Annotated in this window: 19 protein-coding genes and 2 tRNA genes; 16 read left to right on the plus strand and 5 right to left on the minus strand. The window is 67.4% G+C overall.

The genetic code is table 11. The features are described from left to right. Nucleotides 1-168 precede the first annotated feature (168 nt). Entirely contained in the window at nt 169-405 is a 237-nt protein-coding gene (locus tag WB508_RS05945) for an Lrp/AsnC family transcriptional regulator (protein ID WP_423843963.1), read from the minus strand. Between the two features lie 98 nt (nt 406-503). On the opposite strand from WB508_RS05945, the gene WB508_RS05950 reads away from it, so the two are divergent. After that, nucleotides 504-1466, plus strand: coding sequence for a thiamine-phosphate kinase (locus WB508_RS05950; protein WP_423843964.1), 963 nt, complete (start codon nt 504-506; stop codon nt 1464-1466). A 123-nt stretch (nt 1467-1589) separates the two neighbouring features. Here the strand turns inward: WB508_RS05950 and WB508_RS05955 are convergent, their stop codons facing one another. Next, nucleotides 1590-3005, minus strand: a complete 1416-nt coding sequence (locus tag WB508_RS05955) for an amidase (RefSeq protein ID WP_423843965.1) — start codon at nt 3003-3005, stop codon at nt 1590-1592. A 4-nt stretch (nt 3006-3009) separates the two neighbouring features. Next, on the minus strand, nt 3010-3195 hold the full coding sequence (gene rpmB, locus WB508_RS05960; protein ID WP_423843966.1) for a 50S ribosomal protein L28: 186 nt from the start codon (nt 3193-3195) through the stop codon (nt 3010-3012). Nucleotides 3196-3340: 145 nt separating this feature from the next. Here rpmB and WB508_RS05965 point away from each other — a divergent pair, with 145 nt between their 5' ends. From WB508_RS05965 to coaD, 4 genes are read left to right on the plus strand one after another with little or no spacing between them, the layout of a single operon-like run. Further along, complete coding sequence (locus WB508_RS05965) at nt 3341-4933, plus strand: DAK2 domain-containing protein (RefSeq protein WP_423843967.1); 1593 nt, start codon at nt 3341-3343, stop codon at nt 4931-4933. 4 nt (nt 4934-4937) lie between these two features. After that, nucleotides 4938-7079 (plus strand): ATP-dependent DNA helicase RecG, encoded by a 2142-nt coding sequence (gene recG, locus WB508_RS05970; RefSeq protein WP_423843968.1) that lies wholly within the window; start codon nt 4938-4940, stop codon nt 7077-7079. A gap of 1 nt (nt 7080) precedes the next feature. Continuing rightward, nucleotides 7081-7623 carry a 16S rRNA (guanine(966)-N(2))-methyltransferase RsmD gene (gene rsmD / locus WB508_RS05975; protein WP_423843969.1) on the plus strand — a complete coding sequence of 181 codons (543 nt, stop codon included), beginning with the start codon at nt 7081-7083 and terminating at the stop codon, nt 7621-7623. Nucleotides 7624-7650: 27 nt separating this feature from the next. Then, nucleotides 7651-8124 carry a pantetheine-phosphate adenylyltransferase gene (coaD, locus tag WB508_RS05980; protein WP_423843970.1) on the plus strand — a complete coding sequence of 158 codons (474 nt, stop codon included), beginning with the start codon at nt 7651-7653 and terminating at the stop codon, nt 8122-8124. Between the two features lie 303 nt (nt 8125-8427). Here coaD and dinB read toward each other — a convergent pair whose 3' ends face one another. Then, nucleotides 8428-9612: a DNA polymerase IV gene (gene dinB, locus WB508_RS05985; protein ID WP_423843971.1), complete on the minus strand. Its 1185-nt coding sequence runs from the start codon at nt 9610-9612 to the stop codon at nt 8428-8430. Between the two features lie 211 nt (nt 9613-9823). On the opposite strand from dinB, the gene WB508_RS05990 reads away from it, so the two are divergent. The 9 genes from WB508_RS05990 to WB508_RS06030 all read left to right on the plus strand — a co-directional run bounded on the left by WB508_RS05990 (nt 9824) and on the right by WB508_RS06030 (nt 17696). Further along, nucleotides 9824-10279: a YceD family protein gene (locus WB508_RS05990; RefSeq protein WP_423843972.1), complete on the plus strand. Its 456-nt coding sequence runs from the start codon at nt 9824-9826 to the stop codon at nt 10277-10279. Nucleotides 10280-10281: 2 nt separating this feature from the next. Then, nucleotides 10282-10467, plus strand: a complete 186-nt coding sequence (gene rpmF / locus WB508_RS05995) for a 50S ribosomal protein L32 (protein WP_423843973.1) — start codon at nt 10282-10284, stop codon at nt 10465-10467. Between the two features lie 44 nt (nt 10468-10511). Beyond that, nucleotides 10512-11222 (plus strand): ribonuclease III, encoded by a 711-nt coding sequence (rnc, locus tag WB508_RS06000; RefSeq protein ID WP_423843981.1) that lies wholly within the window; start codon nt 10512-10514, stop codon nt 11220-11222. Next, nucleotides 11215-12090, plus strand: a complete 876-nt coding sequence (gene mutM, locus WB508_RS06005; RefSeq protein ID WP_423843974.1) for a bifunctional DNA-formamidopyrimidine glycosylase/DNA-(apurinic or apyrimidinic site) lyase — start codon at nt 11215-11217, stop codon at nt 12088-12090. The genes rnc and mutM overlap by 8 nt, the downstream gene beginning before the upstream one ends. A 34-nt stretch (nt 12091-12124) precedes the next feature. Next, entirely contained in the window at nt 12125-13360 is a 1236-nt protein-coding gene (locus tag WB508_RS06010; RefSeq protein WP_423843975.1) for a deoxyguanosinetriphosphate triphosphohydrolase, read from the plus strand. 29 nt (nt 13361-13389) lie between these two features. Next, nucleotides 13390-15303 carry a DNA primase gene (gene dnaG, locus WB508_RS06015; RefSeq protein WP_423843976.1) on the plus strand — a complete coding sequence of 638 codons (1914 nt, stop codon included), beginning with the start codon at nt 13390-13392 and terminating at the stop codon, nt 15301-15303. 74 nt (nt 15304-15377) lie between these two features. Further along, nucleotides 15378-15962 carry a sigma factor gene (locus WB508_RS06020; RefSeq protein ID WP_423843977.1) on the plus strand — a complete coding sequence of 195 codons (585 nt, stop codon included), beginning with the start codon at nt 15378-15380 and terminating at the stop codon, nt 15960-15962. Then, nucleotides 15953-16025 (plus strand) — tRNA-Asn (locus WB508_RS06025). Before WB508_RS06020 ends, WB508_RS06025 begins: the two co-directional genes overlap by 10 nt. 147 nt (nt 16026-16172) lie before the next feature. Further along, nucleotides 16173-17696 carry a catalase gene (locus tag WB508_RS06030; protein ID WP_423843978.1) on the plus strand — a complete coding sequence of 508 codons (1524 nt, stop codon included), beginning with the start codon at nt 16173-16175 and terminating at the stop codon, nt 17694-17696. A gap of 28 nt (nt 17697-17724) precedes the next feature. Here the strand turns inward: WB508_RS06030 and WB508_RS06035 are convergent, their stop codons facing one another. Continuing rightward, complete coding sequence (locus WB508_RS06035; protein WP_423843979.1) at nt 17725-18243, minus strand: SRPBCC family protein; 519 nt, start codon at nt 18241-18243, stop codon at nt 17725-17727. A 44-nt stretch (nt 18244-18287) separates the two neighbouring features. Between WB508_RS06035 and WB508_RS06040 the strand changes: the two genes are divergently transcribed. Together WB508_RS06040 and WB508_RS06045 are read left to right on the plus strand one after the other, a co-directional pair. Further along, nucleotides 18288-18364, plus strand: a tRNA-Met gene (locus WB508_RS06040). Between the two features lie 316 nt (nt 18365-18680). After that, nucleotides 18681-19755, plus strand: a 1075-nt coding sequence (locus WB508_RS06045; RefSeq protein WP_423843980.1) for a leucine-rich repeat protein, incomplete at its 3' end; no start/stop codon positions are given.

Here is a 19755-nt window from a genome sequence, read left to right on the forward strand (position 1 = left end):
CTGTCGACCGGCGTCGACTGCTGATCGGCAACGAGGTCGGGCAGCGACGACACCAGTGAGCGGCACGACGTCGCGGTGCCAGGATCGGTCGGGAACTGATACAGCCCGCCGCCGCAGCCAGTCAGGACCAGAACGGCGGTCAGTACGCCGACGGCGACTCGGCCCACGTCAGATGCGAACGATGGGACACGTCAACGTGCGGGTGATCCCGGGGATGCTCTGGATGCGCGAGACGACCAGCGTGCCGAGCATGTCGACCGACGCTCCCTCGGCGCGGGCGATGACGTCGTACGGGCCGGTGACGTCCTCGGCCACCGTGACGCCCTCGACCTGGCCGATCGCGCGACACACCTCTGCGGACTTGCCCACCTCGGTCTGAACCAGGATGTATGCCTGAACGGACATGTCGCCTCCTCGGTCGTGCCGCCGCCACCGGCGGCTCGGCACAACCTACCCGATGTGGCGTACTGAATCCGAGAGTCGACTGCGCGACAATGGGTGGCATGACCCACCGCCGCTCGACCCCTGAGCCGACCACGATCGGCGAGATCGGCGAATTTGGTCTGATCGACGCTGTCGTGCGGCAGCTCGGCACCGGTCCACTCGTCCTGATCGGTCCCGGCGATGACGCGGCGCACGTGGCCACCGGACCCGAAGGGACCCTGATCTCCACGGATCTGCTGATCGAGGGCCGCCATTTTCGACGCGACTGGTCCAGTGCCCACGAGATCGGTACCAAGGCCGCTGCCTGCAATCTGTCTGACATCAATGCGATGGGCGGAACCGCCACGGCGCTGACGATCGGTTTCGGAGCGCCGGCTGATCTGCCGATCGAGTGGGCGGTGGACATGGCGCGTGGCTTCGAGGAGGAAGCAGCACGCGTGGGTGCGCACGTCGTGGGGGGTGACGTCACCTCATCCGAGACGATCGTCATCGCGGTCACGGCCATCGGGGAGGCCGCCCGCGTCGTTCGACGCGACGGCGCTCAGCCGGGCGACCTCGTCGCTGTCGTCGGACGAACGGGCCTTGCCGGCGCGGGCTTCGCCGCCCTCAGCAGGGGGTTCCGTTCGCCGAAGGCGGCGGTAGCGGCACATCGCGTCCCGGAGCCTCCGTACGAGGCTGGCCCGGAGGCGGCCGCCGCCGGAGCCACCTCCATGACCGACATCAGTGATGGGCTGTTGGCAGACCTGGGACACGTCGCAGAGGCCAGCGCAGTCGCCATCGACATCGATCCGACCGCTTTCACTCCTCCTGAGGCGGTCCTCACCGTCGCCGAGGCGCTGCAGATCGACCCACTGACCTTCGTGCTGACCGGCGGGGACGACTACGGACTGGTGGCCACGTTCCCGCCCTCGGCGCTGGTGCCGACCGGATGGACCGTGGTGGGTTCGGTGGACAAGGGCGCAGGCGTCACGGTGGCAGGCGCCGCCTTCGACGGGGACACCGGCCACCAGCACTGGCGCTGAGGCCGAGTGCGCCTGCGGGTCTGCGAAGGACCACGCTCGCCCCAGACGCCGCCTGCGACCGACGGTGAGAAAGCGTCAGCGACCTAGTTGGGCTCAGCCTGTGGCTCGTGCGGGTGCATGACCTCAGCGCCAGATGGTGCGGAAGGGCCGTGCAGCTTCGAGCTCGTAGGCCAGCTCGAGCAAGGTCTGCTCGTCACCGTGGGTCGCCGAGATGTGCACACCGACCGGCATGCCCGCCGTGCTGGTGCTGAGCGGCAAGGAGATCGCGGGCCCGCCCGAGGCGTTGTTGAGCGGGGTGAAGGCCGCGTACTGGATCAACCGGTCGAAGTGCTCCTGGAACCCTGCGGCCGGATTCAGGAAACCCAGCGGTGGCGTGACGAAACCGAGGGTGGGCGACACGATGACGTCGACGTCGGTGAAGGCGTCGCGGTACTGGCGCTCGGACTGCTTGAGGGTCCGAATCGTCAAGGGCAGCCGCCACGCCTGCCGCAGGAATGATGTGGACAGACCCTGCGTGAGGCCGTCGGTCAAGGACTTGTCGAAATCGGGGCTGTGCATCACGCGCTTGCCGAAGTTCTGCGTGCTGAAGGCCAACAGCGCCCAGTAGTGCTTGAACGCCTCCATGAACTTCTCGTCCACCGGCAGCGGCACCTCGGTGACGTGATGGCCCAGCGACGCCAGCAGGTCAACGGCGTCGGTGACGGCACGCTGGCCGTCCGCATCGGTGTCGATTCCGGTGACGGAGTGCATGACCACTCCGACGCGCAGACGGCGATCGGACGGGCCCTCGACCAGACCGAGAGGCACCATGCCCTTGGCTGGGGCGAACTGCTGGGTGCCAGCCATGAAGTGGGCGGTGTCGCGAACCGTGCGCGTGACGACGCCGTTGGAGACGATGTCGACCGGCATGGTCGCGGACTCGGCGGCTGGCACGACCCGGTTGCGCGTGGGCTTGAGGCCCACCAGGCCACAGGCCGCAGCAGGAATGCGGATCGACCCACCGCCATCGTTGGCGTGGGCGATCGGCAGCGCGCCGGACGCGACGAGGGCCGCGGATCCGCCGGAGGATCCGCCAGCGGAGTAGCCGGTGTTCCACGGGTTGCGGGTCGGGGCGACCGTGGCGTACTCGGTGGAGGCGTTGAACCCGAACTCCGGCATGGTGCTCTTGCCGAGGATCCCGAGCCCGATGCTGCGGAACTGCGCGGTGAATGGGTCGTCGGCGGTGGCGGGACGCGACCGCATGGCCAGCGAGCCCATGTCAGTGGGCAGGCCCACGACCCTGGTGTTGTCCTTCACGATGCTCGGAACCCCGGACAGGATGCCGGGGGTGGGCGTCAGGGACTGCTCGAGCGCTCGATCCAGGTCGGGGTGCTGGATCGCATTGAGGCGGTCGTTGACCGCGTCGATGCGCGCGACGGCAGCCTCAGCTGCCTCGCGGGCACTGATGGACCCACCAGCAATCGCAGCGGCGACCCCGACAGCGTCGAGATCGCCGAGTGCGTCGTTCGTGACGGCGTGAACTGCGCGTGAGGCAGTCACAACGTCAGCGCGAGACCTTGCCGGCCTTGAGGCAACCCGTGCACACGTTGAGGCGCTTCGGGGTGCCCGACACCACCGCGCGGACGCGCTGGATGTTCGGATCAAAACGACGCTTGGTACGTCGGTGCGAGTGGGAGACGTTGTGGCCGAAGCCAGGTCCCTTGCCGCACACGTCACAGACCGCAGCCACGGCAAACTCCTGAAGAACTAGACGAATCGGAAATCACGAGGTGCCGCGGACCAAGAGCCCGACGACAACCGCTCAAGAATAGCCGACGACCTGCGGGCGACGCGAATCCGGGGGCGTCGGCTCCCGGGACGATAGCCTCTGGCGCATGGCACTGGTACTCAAACCAACGGCGTTCCGTGCGTGGACCCGGTTGTGTGCCGAGGCGTTGTCAGCCACTCGCGCCGAGATCGACGCGCTCAACGTGTTTCCCGTGCCGGACAGCGACACCGGCACCAATGCGTACCTGACCTTCGTCGCTGGAGCCGAGGCCGTCGAGGCGCTGCCGGGCGACACGCCACTGCCCGAGCTGATCCGTGCGTACAGCGACGGCCTGCTGATGGGCGCCAAGGGCAATTGCGGCGTCATCCTCTCCCAGCTGGTCCGCGCCTGCTTTCAGAACCTTCCCTTCGAGTCGGGCATCGGTCCTGACGACGTGGCGCGCTCCTTCGTGGCCGCTGCGGATGCTGCGTACGCGTCGGTTGGGGTGCCGGTCGAAGGCACCATCTTGTCGGTCGCTCGCGCTGCTGCGATCGGCGCCGAGACAGCAGCCGCCACCCACGACGGGAGCGACGAAGGGCGCTCGGTGTTCACCGCGGCGTCAGATGCTGCTCGCGAGGCGCTGGAGCGCACGCCGCAGCAGATGGAGATTCTGGCCAAGGCGGGGGTGGTCGACGCCGGCGGACGTGCCCTGGTCGTGGTGCTCGACGCCGCAGGCCAGGCGCTCACCGGCCGACGGCCGCAACCCGTGACGGCGCGACTGCCGGTACCGATCGTCGCCGGCGACGACCTCGACCCCGATGGTCCGTCGTACGAGGTGATGTACCTGCTGGACGCTGCCGATGACCAGATCGGCGATCTCCGTGCCACGTTGGGGCCGTTGGGCGACTCGTTGGTCGTGGTGGGCGGCGACCGGCTGTGGAACGTCCACGTGCACGTCGACGACGTGGGCGCCGCCATCGAGGCCGGCATTGCTGCAGGTCGGCCGTATCGCATCGCCGTCACGCACTTCGCGGATCAGATCGCTCGCCGACCCCGACAGGGCCGCATCGTCGTGGCTGCCACCACGGGGGCCGGTTTGGCCGAGCTGTGTCGCGCGTCGGGCGCCGTCGCTCTGGAATTCACCCGAGACAGCCCCTTGTCCACGGCGCAGATGGCCGCCGCCATCTCCGGGTCAGGGGCTGAAGAAGTCGTCGTGCTGCCCAACAACCAGCGCTTCGTCCGGCAGTTCGAGGCCGCAGCCCAGGCGGCGCGCCAGGACGGCATTCGGGTCGCTGTCATTCCCACCCAGGCGCAGGTGCAGGGCCTCGCGGCGCTCGCCGTCCACGACCCGGGTCTGGGGTTCGACCAGGTCGTCGTCGCCATGTCGAGCGCCGCGGCCTACACCCAGCACGGCGCTGTCACCATCGCCACCGAACCGGGCATGACCATGGCCGGACCCTGCCAGGCCGGCGACGTCTTGGGCGTGATCGCGGGCGACTTCGCTGTGGTGGGTCCTGACGTAGCGTCGGTCGCCGGCCAAGTGCTCGAGCGCATCTTGTCGCCGGCCGCCGAGATGGTCACCATCGTTCTGGGTGAAGGCGGCGACGCCGCGGTCGAGCAGCAGGTGCAGGCCTATCTGCGCGAGAACCGGCCCGATGTTGACCTCGTCGTCTATGAGGGTGGTCAGGAGAACTACCCCCTTTTCCTTGCCGTCGAGTAGCGCCATGGTCACGATGTCGACGAGGCTCTCCTCCGCGGTGGGCGACAAGACCGCCAAACCGATGGAGAAGGCGCTCGGCCTGCGGACCGTGGAGGACCTGCTGCGCCACTACCCGCGCCGGTATGCCGAGATCGGCAGCCCCACTGACCTGTCGGCGCTGCAGGTTGGCCAGTACGCCACGGTGCTGGCCGAGGTGGTGAGCGCCAAGGTGATCCCGTTCCGCAATCAGCCGCGCCGCAGCCGCACCGAGGTGGTGGTCACCGACGGCAAGCAGCAGCTGACTCTCACCTTCTTCCAGCAGCCCTGGCTGCCCAAGCAGATGACGCCGGGACGGACAGGATTGTTCTCCGGCGAGGTCGGCTCGTTCAACCACCAGCTACAGCTCACCCATCCTGCTCACGACCTGATCGAGGACGAGGGCGACGTCGCCGCGTCCCGCCTCGCCCGAGGAGTGCTGCCGATCTATGCGGCCAGCGCCAAGGTCCCGTCGTGGTCGATCGAGCGGGCCGTGGCCATGTGTCTCGACACGGTCGATGCGATGCCCGATGCGCTGCCACAGCATCTGCGATCAGCACACCGGTTCCCGGATGCGGGCGAGTCGTTCGAGTCGATCCATCGGCCCCACACCATCGCCGAGGCGATGCTGGCTCGCGACCGGTTTCGGTTCGAGGAGGCATTCGTCGTGCAGGCGGTGTTCGCCCAGCGCCGACATGCGCTGGGCGAGCAGCACTCTGCGACGCGTGCACCAGTCGAGGCCGGTCTGCGCGAGCGATTCGCCGCCGCGCTGCCTTTCGAGCTGACTGACGGGCAACGCGCTGTGCTTGAGGAGATCGCCACCGACCTGTCCCGAAGCCGCCCCATGCACCGCCTGCTGCAGGGCGAAGTCGGCTCGGGCAAGACGATCGTCGCCCTGCTCGCGATGCTGCAGGTGATCGACGCTGGGGGACAGGCGGCGTTGCTGGCACCCACCGAGGTCCTGGCCTCCCAGCATCACCGCAGCATCACCGCCCATCTGGGTGATCTGGCCAAGGGCGGCATGCTCGGCGGCGCCGACGGCGCCACCCGGGTACGACTGCTCACCGGATCGATGGGTGCCAAGGCCCGCACGGAGTCGCTGCTGGACGCGGCATCGGGCGAGGCGGGCATCGTGATCGGCACCCATGCCCTGATCCAGGACCACGTCCAGTTCGCCGAGCTCGGCCTGCTGGTCGTCGACGAGCAGCATCGCTTCGGCGTCGAGCAGCGGGCCGCTCTGGCCGACCGGGCCGAGGTGACGCCTCACGTCTTGGTCATGACCGCGACGCCGATCCCGCGCACGATCGCGATGACGGTGTTTGGCGACCTCGAGATCTCAACGCTCACCGAGCTGCCCGCCGGCCGCCAGCCGATCCAGACCACCGTCGTGCCTGCGGCCGAACGTCCGGCGTGGATGCAGCGCGCGTGGGAGCGGGTGCGCGAGGAGGTCAGCCGAGGTCGGCAGGCCTACGTCGTGGTCTCGCGGATCGGATCTGACGGCGGGGAGGAGTCATTGAGCGAGACACGGTCGCTGATCGAGATGCACGATGAGCTCGTGGCTGGCCCACTGGCCGGCCTTCGGGTCGGCACTTTGCACGGCCGGATGCCGGCCGATGAGAAGGACGCCACCATGCGGGCCTTCTCGGCCGCTGAGATCGACGTGCTGGTGGCCACCACCGTGGTGGAGGTCGGCGTGGACGTCCCCAACGCCACCGTCATGGTCGTGATGGATGCCGACCGATTCGGCATCTCCCAGCTGCACCAGCTGCGTGGTCGTGTCGGTCGTGGTTCCGAGGCCGGACTGTGTCTGCTGGTCACTGACACGGATGCGGACTCTCCGGCCGCCGAACGGCTTGCCGCGGTGGCCTCGACGACCGACGGGTTCGAGTTGTCCCGCCTTGACGTCGAGCTGCGGCGCGAGGGTGACGTGCTCGGATCTCGGCAGTCGGGCGTCCGTTCGAGCCTGCGGTTGTTGTCCGTCGTCCGTGACGGCGATGTCATCGAACAAGCGCGGGACGCCGCGGAGCAGGTCGTGCACGACGATCCCGGGCTCACGTCGCACCCCGAGCTCGCCGCCGCCGTCGCCGCGCTGGAGTCCTCTGAGCAGGCTGACTATCTGGAGAGGACCTGAGATGACGCGGATCATTGCGGGAGCTCGTGGCGGGCGACGCATCGAGACGCCCAAGGGAGATGGCACCCGTCCCACCAGCGACCGAGTGCGCGAAGCGCTGTTCTCGTCGCTGGAGTCTGAGCTCGGTGGCTTGGATGACCTCGTGGTGCTCGACCTGTTCGCCGGTTCCGGGGCACTGGGCCTGGAGGCGTTGTCGCGCGGTGCGGCCACGGCCGTGTTCGTGGAGTCCGATGCCAAGGCAGCGGCCACCATCACGCGCAATCTCGCGACGCTCGACGTATCGGGCCGTGTCGCGCGGACGACTGCGGCGAGGTACCTCTCGACGGCGCCGGTGGGAGAGTTCGATCTTGTCTTCCTCGACCCGCCCTACGTGGTCGAGACCTCCGCTGTGGCCGAGCTCGTCAGCGCGGTGCGACCCGCTCTGGCCACGGACGCGTTGATCGTCGTCGAGCGATCCACCCGTGACCAGTTCCTGTGGCCCGAGGGAATCGAGCCACTGCGGCACAAGGCATATGGCGAGACGACGCTTTGGTACGGTCACTGACGTGGCCACGCCGACGAGAGCACTGACATGACCAAGGTCGTGTGTCCCGGCTCCTTCGACCCCGTGACCAACGGGCACATCGACATCATCGAGCGGTCGGCGCACCTGTTCGACGAGGTCGTCGTTGCGGTGCTGGTCAATGAGAACAAGCAGGGTCTGTTCAGCATCGACGAACGCATCGAGCTGCTCGATGAGGTCACCAGTCACCTGCCCAACGTCCGGTGCGATTTCTTTCACGGCCTGCTCGTCGACTTCTGCATCACTCACAGCATCGGCGCGATCGTCAAGGGGCTGCGCGCCGTCACGGACTTCGACTACGAGCTGCAGATGGCCCAGATGAACGGCAGCCTCACCGATGTCGACACCGTCTTCATTCCCACGTCGCCGGACTACTCGTTTCTCGCGTCCAGCCTCGTCAAGGAGGTTGCCAAGCACGGTGGCGACGTCTCGGGCCTGGTGCCGCCGGTCGTCCTTGAGCAGCTGACGAAGAAGTACTCGTAGATCCTGCGCGTTCGCCAGAGAGCGCCGGGACCGTGAGCGCAGCGAGACGAACAGCACCCAAGGGCTCGCTGTTCCTGTTCGCCAGGGAGCGCAGCACCGTGAGCGTAGCGAGGCGAACCGCACCCGAGGGCTCGCTGTTCCTGTTCGCCAGGGAGCGCAGCGACCGTGAGCGTAGCGAGGCGAACCGCACCCAAAGGCTCGCTCGAGCCATCGACCTCACCACGCCTCGCAGCAGGCGTCTGCGGCGGGGAACGCGCACGCTGCGCTGCCACGCCTTCACGCTCTGCCGCAGACGGCCTCGGTTCAGTCGGGCAGGATCGGCTGGGCGTCGTTCTCACGCTGCGTGAGCTGGGCTGCACGTCGGACCGCGCCGATGCCGAACTTGTCGCGGACCGCGTCGATGGTGTCGTCGAGGGCGTGCTCCGAGGACGGGTCGAGCGGCAGGACCAGCTGCTCGGGCTGGTCGTCCAGCGATCCGATCGAGACCCCGACCAAGGTGCAGCCGCGCCGCTGGATCTCGGGCCACCTGGCTCGCAGCAGGCCACGCGCGACGTCGAGGATCTCGCCGGTGTGAGCGGTGGGCCGAGCCATGGTGCGAGCCGCGGTGGACGCAGTGAAGTCGTCGAACCGTAGTCGCAGGGTGATGGTGCTGCCGGTGCGCCCCACGGACCGCATGCGGCGCGTGACCCGGTCGACCAGGGCCAGCAGGGTGACCTCGAGTGTCTTCAGATCGTGCGGGCCACGACCCACGGCGTGCTGGGCTCCCATGGAAGATCGACGATGTCCGACCTGCACCGTGCGGGGATCGCGGCCCTGGCTGAGCGCATGCAGGTGGCGACCGGCACCGACGCCGACCAGCTGCGTCAGCTCGACTTCGAGAAGTCTGGACAGGTCGCCGACCGTGGTGAGGCGTGCCGCGTGCAGCTTGGCTGCTGTGACCTTGCCGACGCCCCACAATCGCTCCACGGGCAGGGCGTGCAGGAACTGCAGCTCACCCTCGATCGGTATCACCAGCAGACCCTCTGGCTTGGAGACGGCGCTGGCGATCTTGGCCAGGTACTTGGTGCGGGCCACACCGACCGAGATCGGCAGACCGACCCGCTGGCGGACGTCGACGCGCAGCTGCTGGGCAATGGCAGACGGGGCGCCGCGAATGCGGCGAAGACCGCCGACTTCGAGGAACGCCTCATCGATCGACAGGCCCTCGACCAGGGGAGTGGTGTCGTGAAAGACGTCGAACACCGCCCGACTCGCTTCGGTGTACGCCGAGAACCGGGCTGGCACCACGATCGCGTGCGGACACAACGCCAGCGCTTGCCGGCTGCCCATCGCGGTGCGCACGCCGAAGGCCTTGGCCTCGTAGGTGGCCGCCAAGACCACGCCTCCGCCGACGATGACCGGACGACCCCGCAGGGAGGGGTCGTCGCGGATCTCGACGGAGGCGAAGAACGAGTCGAGATCAGCGTGGAGCACCGTGCCGTCCACCATGGTCGAAGTGTCCCACCCGATGCCGACACCGTCCCGCAGGACGAGGAGTGGGCCATGATTAGGACCAACATGGCCGCCGCGATACGATGGGCGTCGGCCTGCTTGCAGGTCGAAGATCTGTCACGCACCTGAACGGAAGCTCAACGTGCCATCGGGACCTTTGGTGATCGACACCCGCGGGTGGGGTCGTCAGCCTGGCAACGAGCGCACGGTGAACCTGTCCGTGAAGGCGCCGGCAGATCTGGGCCACGACGTCTACGGCGTGCCCGAGGGTTCCACGATCGAGATCGAGCTCCGGCTCGATGTCATCATGGATGGTGTCCTGGCAACAGGAACGTTCTCGGCACATGCGTCCGGAGAATGTGTGCGGTGCTTGGATGACATCGGTGAGAACTTCACCGCCAACATCCAGGAGCTGTACGTGTTCGAGGATGCGTCGGAGGAGGACTACGCCCTCGAGGATGAGCAGATCAACCTCGAACCTGTACTACGGGAAGCAGTGCTCCAAGCGTTGCCGCGTGACCCGTGGTGTGGTCCGGAATGTCCGGGATTGTGCCCCGCATGTGGAGCACGACTCGCGGATGATCCAGAACACACGCACGGCGAGGCCATCGACCCCCGGTGGGCGAGCCTCAGCCAGCTGACAGACACAGAACTCGAGGAGTAATCATGGCAGTCCCGAAGCGGAAGATGTCGCGCAGCAACACGCGCCACCGCCGGTCGCAGTGGAAGACCACGGTCACCCAGATCGTCGACTGTGCCAACCCCGCGTGTGACAGCAAGGTGCGCCCGCACCACGCCTGCACCGTGTGCGGTCAGTACGGCGCGCGCGGCGAGCGCCGCCAAGTCCTCTGAACCACACCGGCGCTGAGCAACCAGCTCCCACGGTGACCGACTCGGTGCCGCATCAGTCGAAGGATCTCGACGAGCTCCGGCGCGTCCTGGGCGTGCCCGATCTGGAGACCGATCGGCTTGAGCATGCCCTGACGCACCGCTCGTTCGCGTACGAGAACGGGCAGGTGCCCAACAACGAGCGCTATGAGTTCCTGGGCGACTCGGTGCTCGGGCTCGTCGTCACCGACGCGCTGTTCACGACGCATCCCGACCTGCCCGAGGGCCAGCTGGCCAAGCTGCGGGCCGCCGTCGTCAGCGCCAAGGCGCTGGCCGTCGTCGCCCGCGATCTCGGTCTGGGCCAGTACATCCTGCTGGGTCGGGGCGAGGAGACCACCGGCGGTCGCGACAAGGCCTCGATCCTGTCCGACACCGTCGAGGCCGTGCTGGGCGCCATCTACGTGCAGTTCGGCATCGAGAGGTCCTCCGAGGTCATCCACGCGATCTTCGACCCGGTCATCGCCAGCGCCGCAGAGCTGGGTGCCGGGCTGGACTGGAAGACGTCACTGCAGGAGATCGCCGCGAACAACGACCTCGGCGTCCCGCAGTACACGCTCGCGGGCACCGGCCCCGATCACGACAAGACCTTCACGGCGGCGGTCCGCGTGGGTGACCGGCTCTTCGAGGGAGGAACCGGTCGATCGAAGAAGGAGGCCGAGCAGATGGTCGCGGAGATCGCGTGGGGCGGCATCGACCTCGAGCTGTCCGGCGGTGCCTGAACTTCCTGAGGTCGAGGTCGTCCGCCGCGGACTGCTCGACCACCTCGTCGGCCGCAGCGTCACCGGCGTCACGGTGCATGACGTCCGGTCGCTGCGGCGACACCTTCCCGGCCCTCTGGACTTCGCCGATCGGCTGATCGGTCGCCGGGTCGCTGGCATCGGTCGCCGTGGCAAGTATCTGTGGCTGCAGCTGGACCACACGGGCGCCGGCGACGCCGTCTTGTGCCATCTGGGCATGAGCGGCCAGTTCTTGGTCAGCGAACCGGCGGCTGAACCCACCCGCCACCAGCGGGTCACGCTTGATCTCGACGACGGCCAGCAGGTGCGCTTCGCCGACCAGCGCATCTTCGGCGGCATGTCGTTCAGCGAGACCATGCCGGTCGAGCACGACCAGGTGCTGCCGCGCGAGATCATGCACATCGCTCGCGATCCACTGGATCGTTACTTCGACGCCGAGGAGTTCGCGGCCCGCCTGCGCCGCCGAGAGACCGGCGTCAAGCGAGCCTTGCTCGACCAGACGCTCATCTCGGGAGTCGGCAACATCTACGCTGACGAGTCGCTGTGGCGCACCCCCTTGCACTTCGCCCGCAACACTCGTCATCTGTTGCGGCGCGAGGTTGACGCGCTGCTGGGCCACGTGATCGAGGTGATGCGTGAAGCTCTCGCGCAGGGTGGCACGTCCTTCGACGCGCTCTACGTGAACGTCAACGGCGCCAGCGGCTACTTCGACCGCTCGCTGCAGGCGTACGGGCAGGAGGGCCGGGCGTGCGAGCGGTGCGGCACACCGATCCGCCGCGACGCCTTCATGAATCGGTCGTCCTTCAGCTGCCCGAGCTGCCAACCGCGCCCGCGCCACGGCAAGTTCTGACAGCGGTTCCGTCCCAGCCGATAGCCTGCCAACGATGACTCAGGACTATGGCCCAGAGGCGCGCGAACGCTTCCTCGATGAGCCACCCAAGCGCGCCGGACGCACGCCGTTCGAACGCGACCGGGCGCGCGTCGTGCACTCCTCGGCGCTGAGACGACTGTCGGCCAAGACCCAGGTCATGGGCGCCGGCACCGACGACTTCGTGCGCAACAGGCTGACCCACTCCTTGGAAGTCGCCCAGGTGGCGCGTGAGCTGGGCAAGTCGCTGGGCTGCGATCCCGACATCGTCGACTCCGCCGCGCTGGCGCACGACCTTGGCCACCCGCCGTTCGGACACAACGGCGAGGTGGCCCTGGATCAGGCCGCCGCGGACATCGGCGGATTCGAGGGCAACGCCCAGACTTTGCGGCTGCTCAGCCGGTTGGAGTCGAAGGCGTACTCCCTCGAGCTCGGCCGCAGCGTCGGGTTGAACCTCACCCGCGCGACCTTGTCGGCCTGCGTCAAGTACCCATGGGGCCGTGACGACGCTCCCGACGACGCACGCGGGAAGTTCGGCTCCTACGCCGACGACGCCGAGGTGTTCGCGTGGTTGCGGGCAGACGCCCCGCATCATCGACGCCCTGTGGAAGCGCAGGTCATGGACCTGTCCGACGACATCGCGTACTCGGTGCACGATGTCGAGGACGGCGTGTTTGGTGGCTACTTCGCTCTCGATCCGGCCACCCTCGACACCGCCGCGATCTATGAGACGGCGCGCGACTGGTACGACGCCACAGCCAGCGACGTACGCATGGGTGCGGCTCTGGATCGGTTGCAGGCGCTCGTCGAGTGGCCCACGGAGTCCTTTGACGGCAGCCGTCGCGCCCACGCGGCGCTCAAGAGCCTGACCAGTGCCTTGATCGGCCGCTTCGCCATGGCAGCGCAGGCAGCCACCGTCGCGCGGTGGGGCGCGGGACCGCTGATTCGCTTCGAGGCCGATGTCGAGGTGCCCGAACAAACCCGTGACGAGATCACGGTGCTGAAAGCACTCGCCGCCCACTACGTGATGCGCACCGACCAACGGGCTTCGGTGCAGGACCGTCAGCGTGAGCTGCTGCTGGCCCTGGTCACGGCACTCGCTGCGGGGGAGGGGCGCGCTCTCGAGCCTGACTTCGCGGCCGATTTCCATGCCGCAGCCGATGACACGGGTCGGCGTCGGGCCATCATCGACCAGGTGGCCAGCCTGACCGATGTGTCAGCGCGTTCGTGGGCGCTGCGCCTGCTCGACTGACCCCCGGTCACTCGTCGTAGGATCGCTACATGGCAGGTCGGATCAAGCAGGAGGACATCCAGCTGGTCCGAGAACGTGCCCGCATCGACGAGATCGTCGAGCAGTACGTCACGCTCCGCAATGCCGGTGGAGGCTCGCGCAAGGGGCTGTGCCCATTCCACGACGAGAAGTCGCCGTCGTTCAACGTGCGTCCGTCGGTCGGTTCGTACCACTGCTTCGGCTGCGGAGCCGGCGGCGACGTGTACCGATTCTTGATGGAGATCGAGGGGCTCAGCTTCGTCGAGGCCGTCGAACGACTGGCCGCCAAGTACGGCATCATCCTCAAGTACGAAGAGGGCGACGTGCCGTCCGGCCCGCGTCGCGATCCGCAGCAACGCAACCGACTGCTCGAGGCGCACCGCGTGGCGGGTGAGTTCTACGCGTCCCAGCTGGCCACGTCGCCCGACGCGGCGGCGGGCCGCCAGTTCGTCACGGACCGCGGCTTCGACCAGAGTGCGGCCGAACGATTCGGCATGGGATTCTCGCCGCGCTCTGGTGAGGCCCTGTCCGAGCACCTGCGCGCCAAGGGCTTCTCCGATGACGAGCTCGTCACCGGTGGACTGTGCGCGCGGGGCAACCGCGGTCTGTACGACCGCTTCCGCAGTCGGTTGATGTGGCCGATCCGGGAGATGACCGGCGAAATCATCGGCTTTGGCGCGCGACGCATGTTCGACGACGACCGGATCGAAGCCAAGTACCTCAACACCTCCGAGACGCCGATCTACAAGAAGAGTCAGGTCCTGTACGGCATCGATCTGGCTCGTCGGTCCATCTCGAGCGCCAGTCAGGCCGTCATCGTCGAGGGCTACACCGACGTCATGGCCTGCCACGAGGCCGGTGTCACCACGGCCGTCGCCACCTGCGGAACGGCGTTCGGCGAGGACCACGCCCGAGTCATGCGCCGCCTGATGGCTGATCACGACGCATTTCGCGGCGAAGTCATCTTCACCTTCGACGGCGACGAGGCGGGCCGTCGCGCCGCGCTCAAGACCTTCGGCGGTGATCAGCAGTTCGTCTCCCAGACCTATGTGGCCGTCGAGTCGCGCGGCATGGACCCGTGCGACCTGCGCCTGGCCGACGGCGATGCCGCGGTGCGCGATCTCATCGGCTCGCGCGTTCCGCTGTACCGTTTCGTGCTGGACAACGTGCTCTCCAGCTACGACCTGGACCGAGGCGACCAGCGCATCGATGCGGTGCGCGAAGCGGTCGGGCTGTCCACCGCCATCCGCGACCGGTCCAAGGTCGACGAGCTGTTCCGGGAGATCGCCGGCCGTGTGGGTGTCGACATCGAGCAGGTTCGAGCCGAGCACAAGGCCATGGCGTCCCGGCCGGCGAAACCAGATCTGATCCGACGAGAACTGACGCCGCGCTCGGACGCACCGGCCGAGGAGTCTCCCGCGGTGGCTGTGGGGCCGCCCATCACGTCAGGCTTCGGTGCACCCGGTCTGGCTGATGAGCGCGAGGCGCTCAAGGCGATCGTCCAGCACCCCGAGCTGGCCCGCACCCACCGCGACGACATCGACATCGACGATTTCACGCACGCCGCCTCACGCGCACTGTGGCAGCACCTGGGCTCGACCCGCTGGCCCGACAAGCCTGATCCCACCTGGCTGCCCACGGTCGCCGACCGAGTTGAGGACCCGGCGTTGCGCCAGGTGCTCGACGTGGCAGCGGTCGAGCCGATGCGTGCCGGCGAGAAGAACGCCGAAGCCGTCGTCTCCTCGGTGCTGGCCCGGCTGCAGGTGCTGACGCTGTCGCGCAAGGTCGGCGAGATCAAGTCCAGGCTGCAGCGCACCAATCCCGTCGACCAGCCCGATGTCTACAACCGGATGTTCGGGGAGCTGATCGCCTTGGAGCAGCAGCTACGTCAGACCCGCGACCGCTCGCTCGGCATCCCCAGCTGACGCAGACCATTCCGGCGTCCACAGTCTGAGCCTTCGCGCCGCGGCTGCGTACCGGGGCGGCACACGCTGGGTGCATGGACTCCTTCGTGCGCCAGCTGCTGGAGCAGACGCCTCTGACGTCCGACGAGGAGCGTCGGCTGGCCGGGCTGGCCCGCGCGGGGGACCAGGAGGCGCGGTCAGCGCTGGTGGTTGCTGGCATGCGCGCCGTGGTGCAGCGGGCGTTGCTGCAGGGGCTACGGGGCGAGACGCTGCGCGATGGGGTGCAAGCCGGCGCCATCGGTCTGATGCGTGCTGTGGACCGCTTTGATCCTGATCGTGGCGTGCGTCTCGCGACCTACGCGTGGGCCTGGATCGGGGCGGCGCTGCGATCTTCGGACCGGCTCGAGTCCGCGCTGGTCGCCGACCACGCCGACGGGCAAGAACCCGACGAGGCGTGGACGTGGCTCGACGGACTCGCGGCACCCATGGACGACGTCGTGCGCCTGCGATGTGGCGTCGGGTCGGTACCGCCCATGAGTCGCCGGGAGGTGGCCCGACACCTCGACCTCACCGAGTCCCAGGTCCGCACGATCGAGGCTGAGGCGATGCGACATCTGCGTGGTCGCCTTGCTAGGATCGGTCACCGTGCTTCGCCGCAGTGCGGAGCCGATCCCCCATAGCTCAATTGGCAGAGCATTCGACTGTTAATCGAAGGGTTCTTGGTTCAAGTCCAAGTGGGGGAGCAGTTCGCAGCCCGGTGTCGCGCAGCAGGTGCGGCGTCGGGCTGCCTGCGTACCGGCGGACATGAATACGTGTGCCGCGACGTGGGTACGGGCCCGGTGTGAGGGTCGATCGCGACGGGTCGGTCCAGCATCGAGCCGGGAGTACCCATGACTGATCCAGAAGCCCGCCCGACCACCACCGATGCCGGTGTGCCCGTCTCGAGCGACGAGCACTCGCTCTCCGTCGGGCCGGACGGACCGTTGCTCCTGCAGGACCATTACCTCATCGAGCAGATGGCAAATTTCAACAGGGAGCGGATCGCCGAGCGTCAGCCGCACGCCAAGGGCGGCGGGGCCTTCGGCACCTTCGAGGTCACGCACGACGTGAGCGCCTTCACACGCGCCGCGGTCTTTCAGCCCGGCGCCACGACTGACGTTCTGTCCCGGTTCTCGACCGTGGCCGGCGAACGCGGCAGTCCAGACACCTGGCGCGACCCGCGCGGCTTTTCTCTGCGGTTCTACACCGACGAGGGCAACTTCGACATGGTCGGCAACAACACGCCGGTGTTCTTCATGCGTGACCCGATGAAGTTCCAGCACTTCATTCGCTCGCAGAAGCGTCGGGCCGACAACAACCTGCGCGACCACGACATGCAGTGGGACTTCTGGACCCTGGTGCCCGAATCGGCCCACCAGGTCACCTGGTTGATGGGCGACCGGGGCATACCGCGCACCTGGCGACACATGAACGGCTACTCCAGCCACACCTACATGTGGATCAACGCCGATCGTGAACGGTTCTGGGTGAAGTATCACTTCATCAGCGACCAGGGCGTCGAGTTCTTCACCCAGGATGAGGCCGACCAGATGGCGTCGGCGGACACCGACTACCACCAGCGTGACCTGTTCGAGCACATCGCCGCTGAGGAGTTCCCCAGCTGGACTCTGAAGATGCAGATCATGCCGTTCGAGGACGCCAAGACCTACCGCTTCAACCCGTTCGATCTGACCAAGGTGTGGCCGCACGGCGATTATCCGCTACAGGACGTCGGCCGGCTCACGCTGAACCGCAACGTCTCTGACTACCACACCGAGATCGAGCAGGCCGCGTTCGAGCCCAACAACACCGTGGCCGGAACGGGCTTGTCGCCGGACAAGATGCTGCTGGCGCGCGGCTTCAGCTACTCCGACGCCCACCGGGCTCGCCTGGGTAGCAACTACCGCCAAATTCCGGTCAATCGACCGCAGTCGCCCGTGCACAGCTACACCAAGGACGGCCACCTGCGGATGGACAACGTGTCGGACCCGGTCTACGCGCCGAACTCCTACGGCGGGCCGAGCGCCGACCCGTCGTTGAGCGACGACGGCGGCCGGTGGGAGGCCGACGGCGAGATGGTGCGCGCGGCGTACACGTTGCACGCCGAGGACGACGACTGGGGCCAGGCGCGCACGATGGTGCGCGACGTGCTTGACGACGACGCGCGGGAGCGGTTGGTGCAGAACATCGTCGGGCATCTGCTGAACGGAGTCAGCGAGAAGGTGCTGACCCGTGCCTTCGAATACTGGCGCAATGTCGACCAGGCCCTCGGGGACAAGGTCGAGTCAGGTGTGCGCGCCAAGCAGGACGAGACCGACCCCAAGGCGGACGCTCAGGGCAATCCGGCTCGTTCGAGCATGCAAGACAAGGCCTGAGATCTCGTCGGGTTGATCCCGACGCGGATCACGGGCGGGGTTGAGCGGCCGTCCCTTCGAAATCTGTCTTGAGCCGGGCGAGCGTCTTCGCGATGTTGCGGCGCTGGAAGTCGGCGAACGTGCGGCCGCCCGTCACGGTCTTGTCAAATACGTTGGCAGCCACATCGGGCCAGTTGCGCCGATTGTCGGTCCAGGTCTCGGTGACCTTCGTGCCGCCGACCACTGGCTCGAAGTCGTACGACCACGAAGCGATCCGGCCTCTGAAACGTGGCTGCCTTGCCCCGATCTGGCGCACGTCGAAGGCGAAGCGCACCCCAGGGTCCGCCGCCGTGACGGTGCAACGCGTCACCCAGGTGGCTCGGCCGCGGCGGTTCGACCCCACGAAGCTGGTGCCAACAGTGGCCGGCTGGCCCGGTATCGGCACCTCGGCGCCGCGGTTCTCTGGGCTCCAGCGACCCATCTGGGACGGGTCGGCGACCTGCTCGTACAGAGCCAGCGGCTCTGCCGCAATCACGATGCTGTCCTGGACCTGCATGTCACGGCTCATGGCCTGACCCTACGGACAACGCAGCCGATAGGCTTGCCCACCTGGGGGAGGTAGCTCAGCTGGTTAGAGCAGGGGACTCATAATCCCTGGGTCGCGGGTTCGAGCCCCGCCCTCCCCACCACCGAAACCACGCGCGATCGTGCGGTTTCCGCAAGAGCGGTGGCTGTTTGAATCGCGTGAGAACGCGTCGGACCACGTCAGAATCAGACCGCATCCGCCCGAGGGCGATGTGTGCGGTAGGTGGCGCACCTGGTAGGAGGGCTGCGATCGAGACCGCCGACTTCCCGCCACGAGCTGCGTGATGTACGCAGCTGACGATCTGTGAAAGCCTGCCTGTAAGCATTGGACCGCACTCGGAGGCCCTCATCTCTTCTCGCACCACGTCGCGCACTGCCAACCACTCAACCTCACTGACTCTCGGACTATGCGGCGTTCTTGTGGCGATCGTCCTTGCCGCCACCCCCGCACAGGCCGCCACCGGAACCGTTGATGGGATCAGGTACAGCGCGGACGCTGACACCGGTCACGCCACGGTCGCCGACTACGACGGCACCCAGGGCGCTGATGTCACCATCCCTGCTGTCGTGAGCATCGGCGGCGACGACTACTCCGTCACGACCATCGGCGCTTTTGCCTTTTCGAGCAACGGCCTCATTGACGTCGCAATCCCTGCCACCGTCACGTCCATCGGCGAATGGGCGTTCTTCGCAAACCAACTGAAAAAGGTCACGATCCCCGCCACCGTCACGTCCATCGGCGCATGGGCGTTCCACTTTAATGACCTAGAACGCGTCACGCTTGCCGAAGGCGTCACGACCATTGGCGCCTTTGCGTTTCATGACAACGAACTTGAAAGCGTCACGATCCCGGCCACCGTCACGGCCATCGGCGAATGGGCGTACAACGAGAATCCAGACCTAATCAGGGTGAAATTCTTGGGTCCGGCCCCCGAAGTCGTGGCCAGCACGAACGAGCTTCGTTCGTTCGACACCGCGAGTGGGTCACTGACCCTGCACTATGTGGCCAAGTACGGCACTCCCACTGCTCCCGACGGGTTCACCACTCCCACCTGGAACGGCTACACCACGGCCCCGTCGGCCACCATCACCGGCGATCCAACCGCCGCAGGCGCTGTCGGAACCGAGTTCATATACACCCCCACCGTGACCGGCACCCCCACCCCCGAGGTGACCACTTCCTCGCCCTTGCCTGACGGCCTCAACCTGGACGCAAGCGGTGTGATCAGCGGAACTCCGGCCGAGAGTGCGGGTGGTGAGTACCCGATCACGCTCACCGCCTCCAACACCGGCGGCACCTCCTCCCACGACGTCACGGTGACGATCAACGAAGCGCCCACTCTCGGCGGATCGCCGCCTGCCAGCGAGCTGACCGTGGCGGACTCGTTCGACTTCACTCCGAATGTCAGCGGGTTCCCCGCGCCTGCATTCGACCTGAGCGGATCGCTGCCGGCTGGCTTGTTCTTCCATTCATCGACGGGCGAGGTCGTGGGAA

This window comes from Aeromicrobium sp. (assembly GCF_049586495.1).
Classification (GTDB): domain Bacteria; phylum Actinomycetota; class Actinomycetes; order Propionibacteriales; family Nocardioidaceae; genus Aeromicrobium.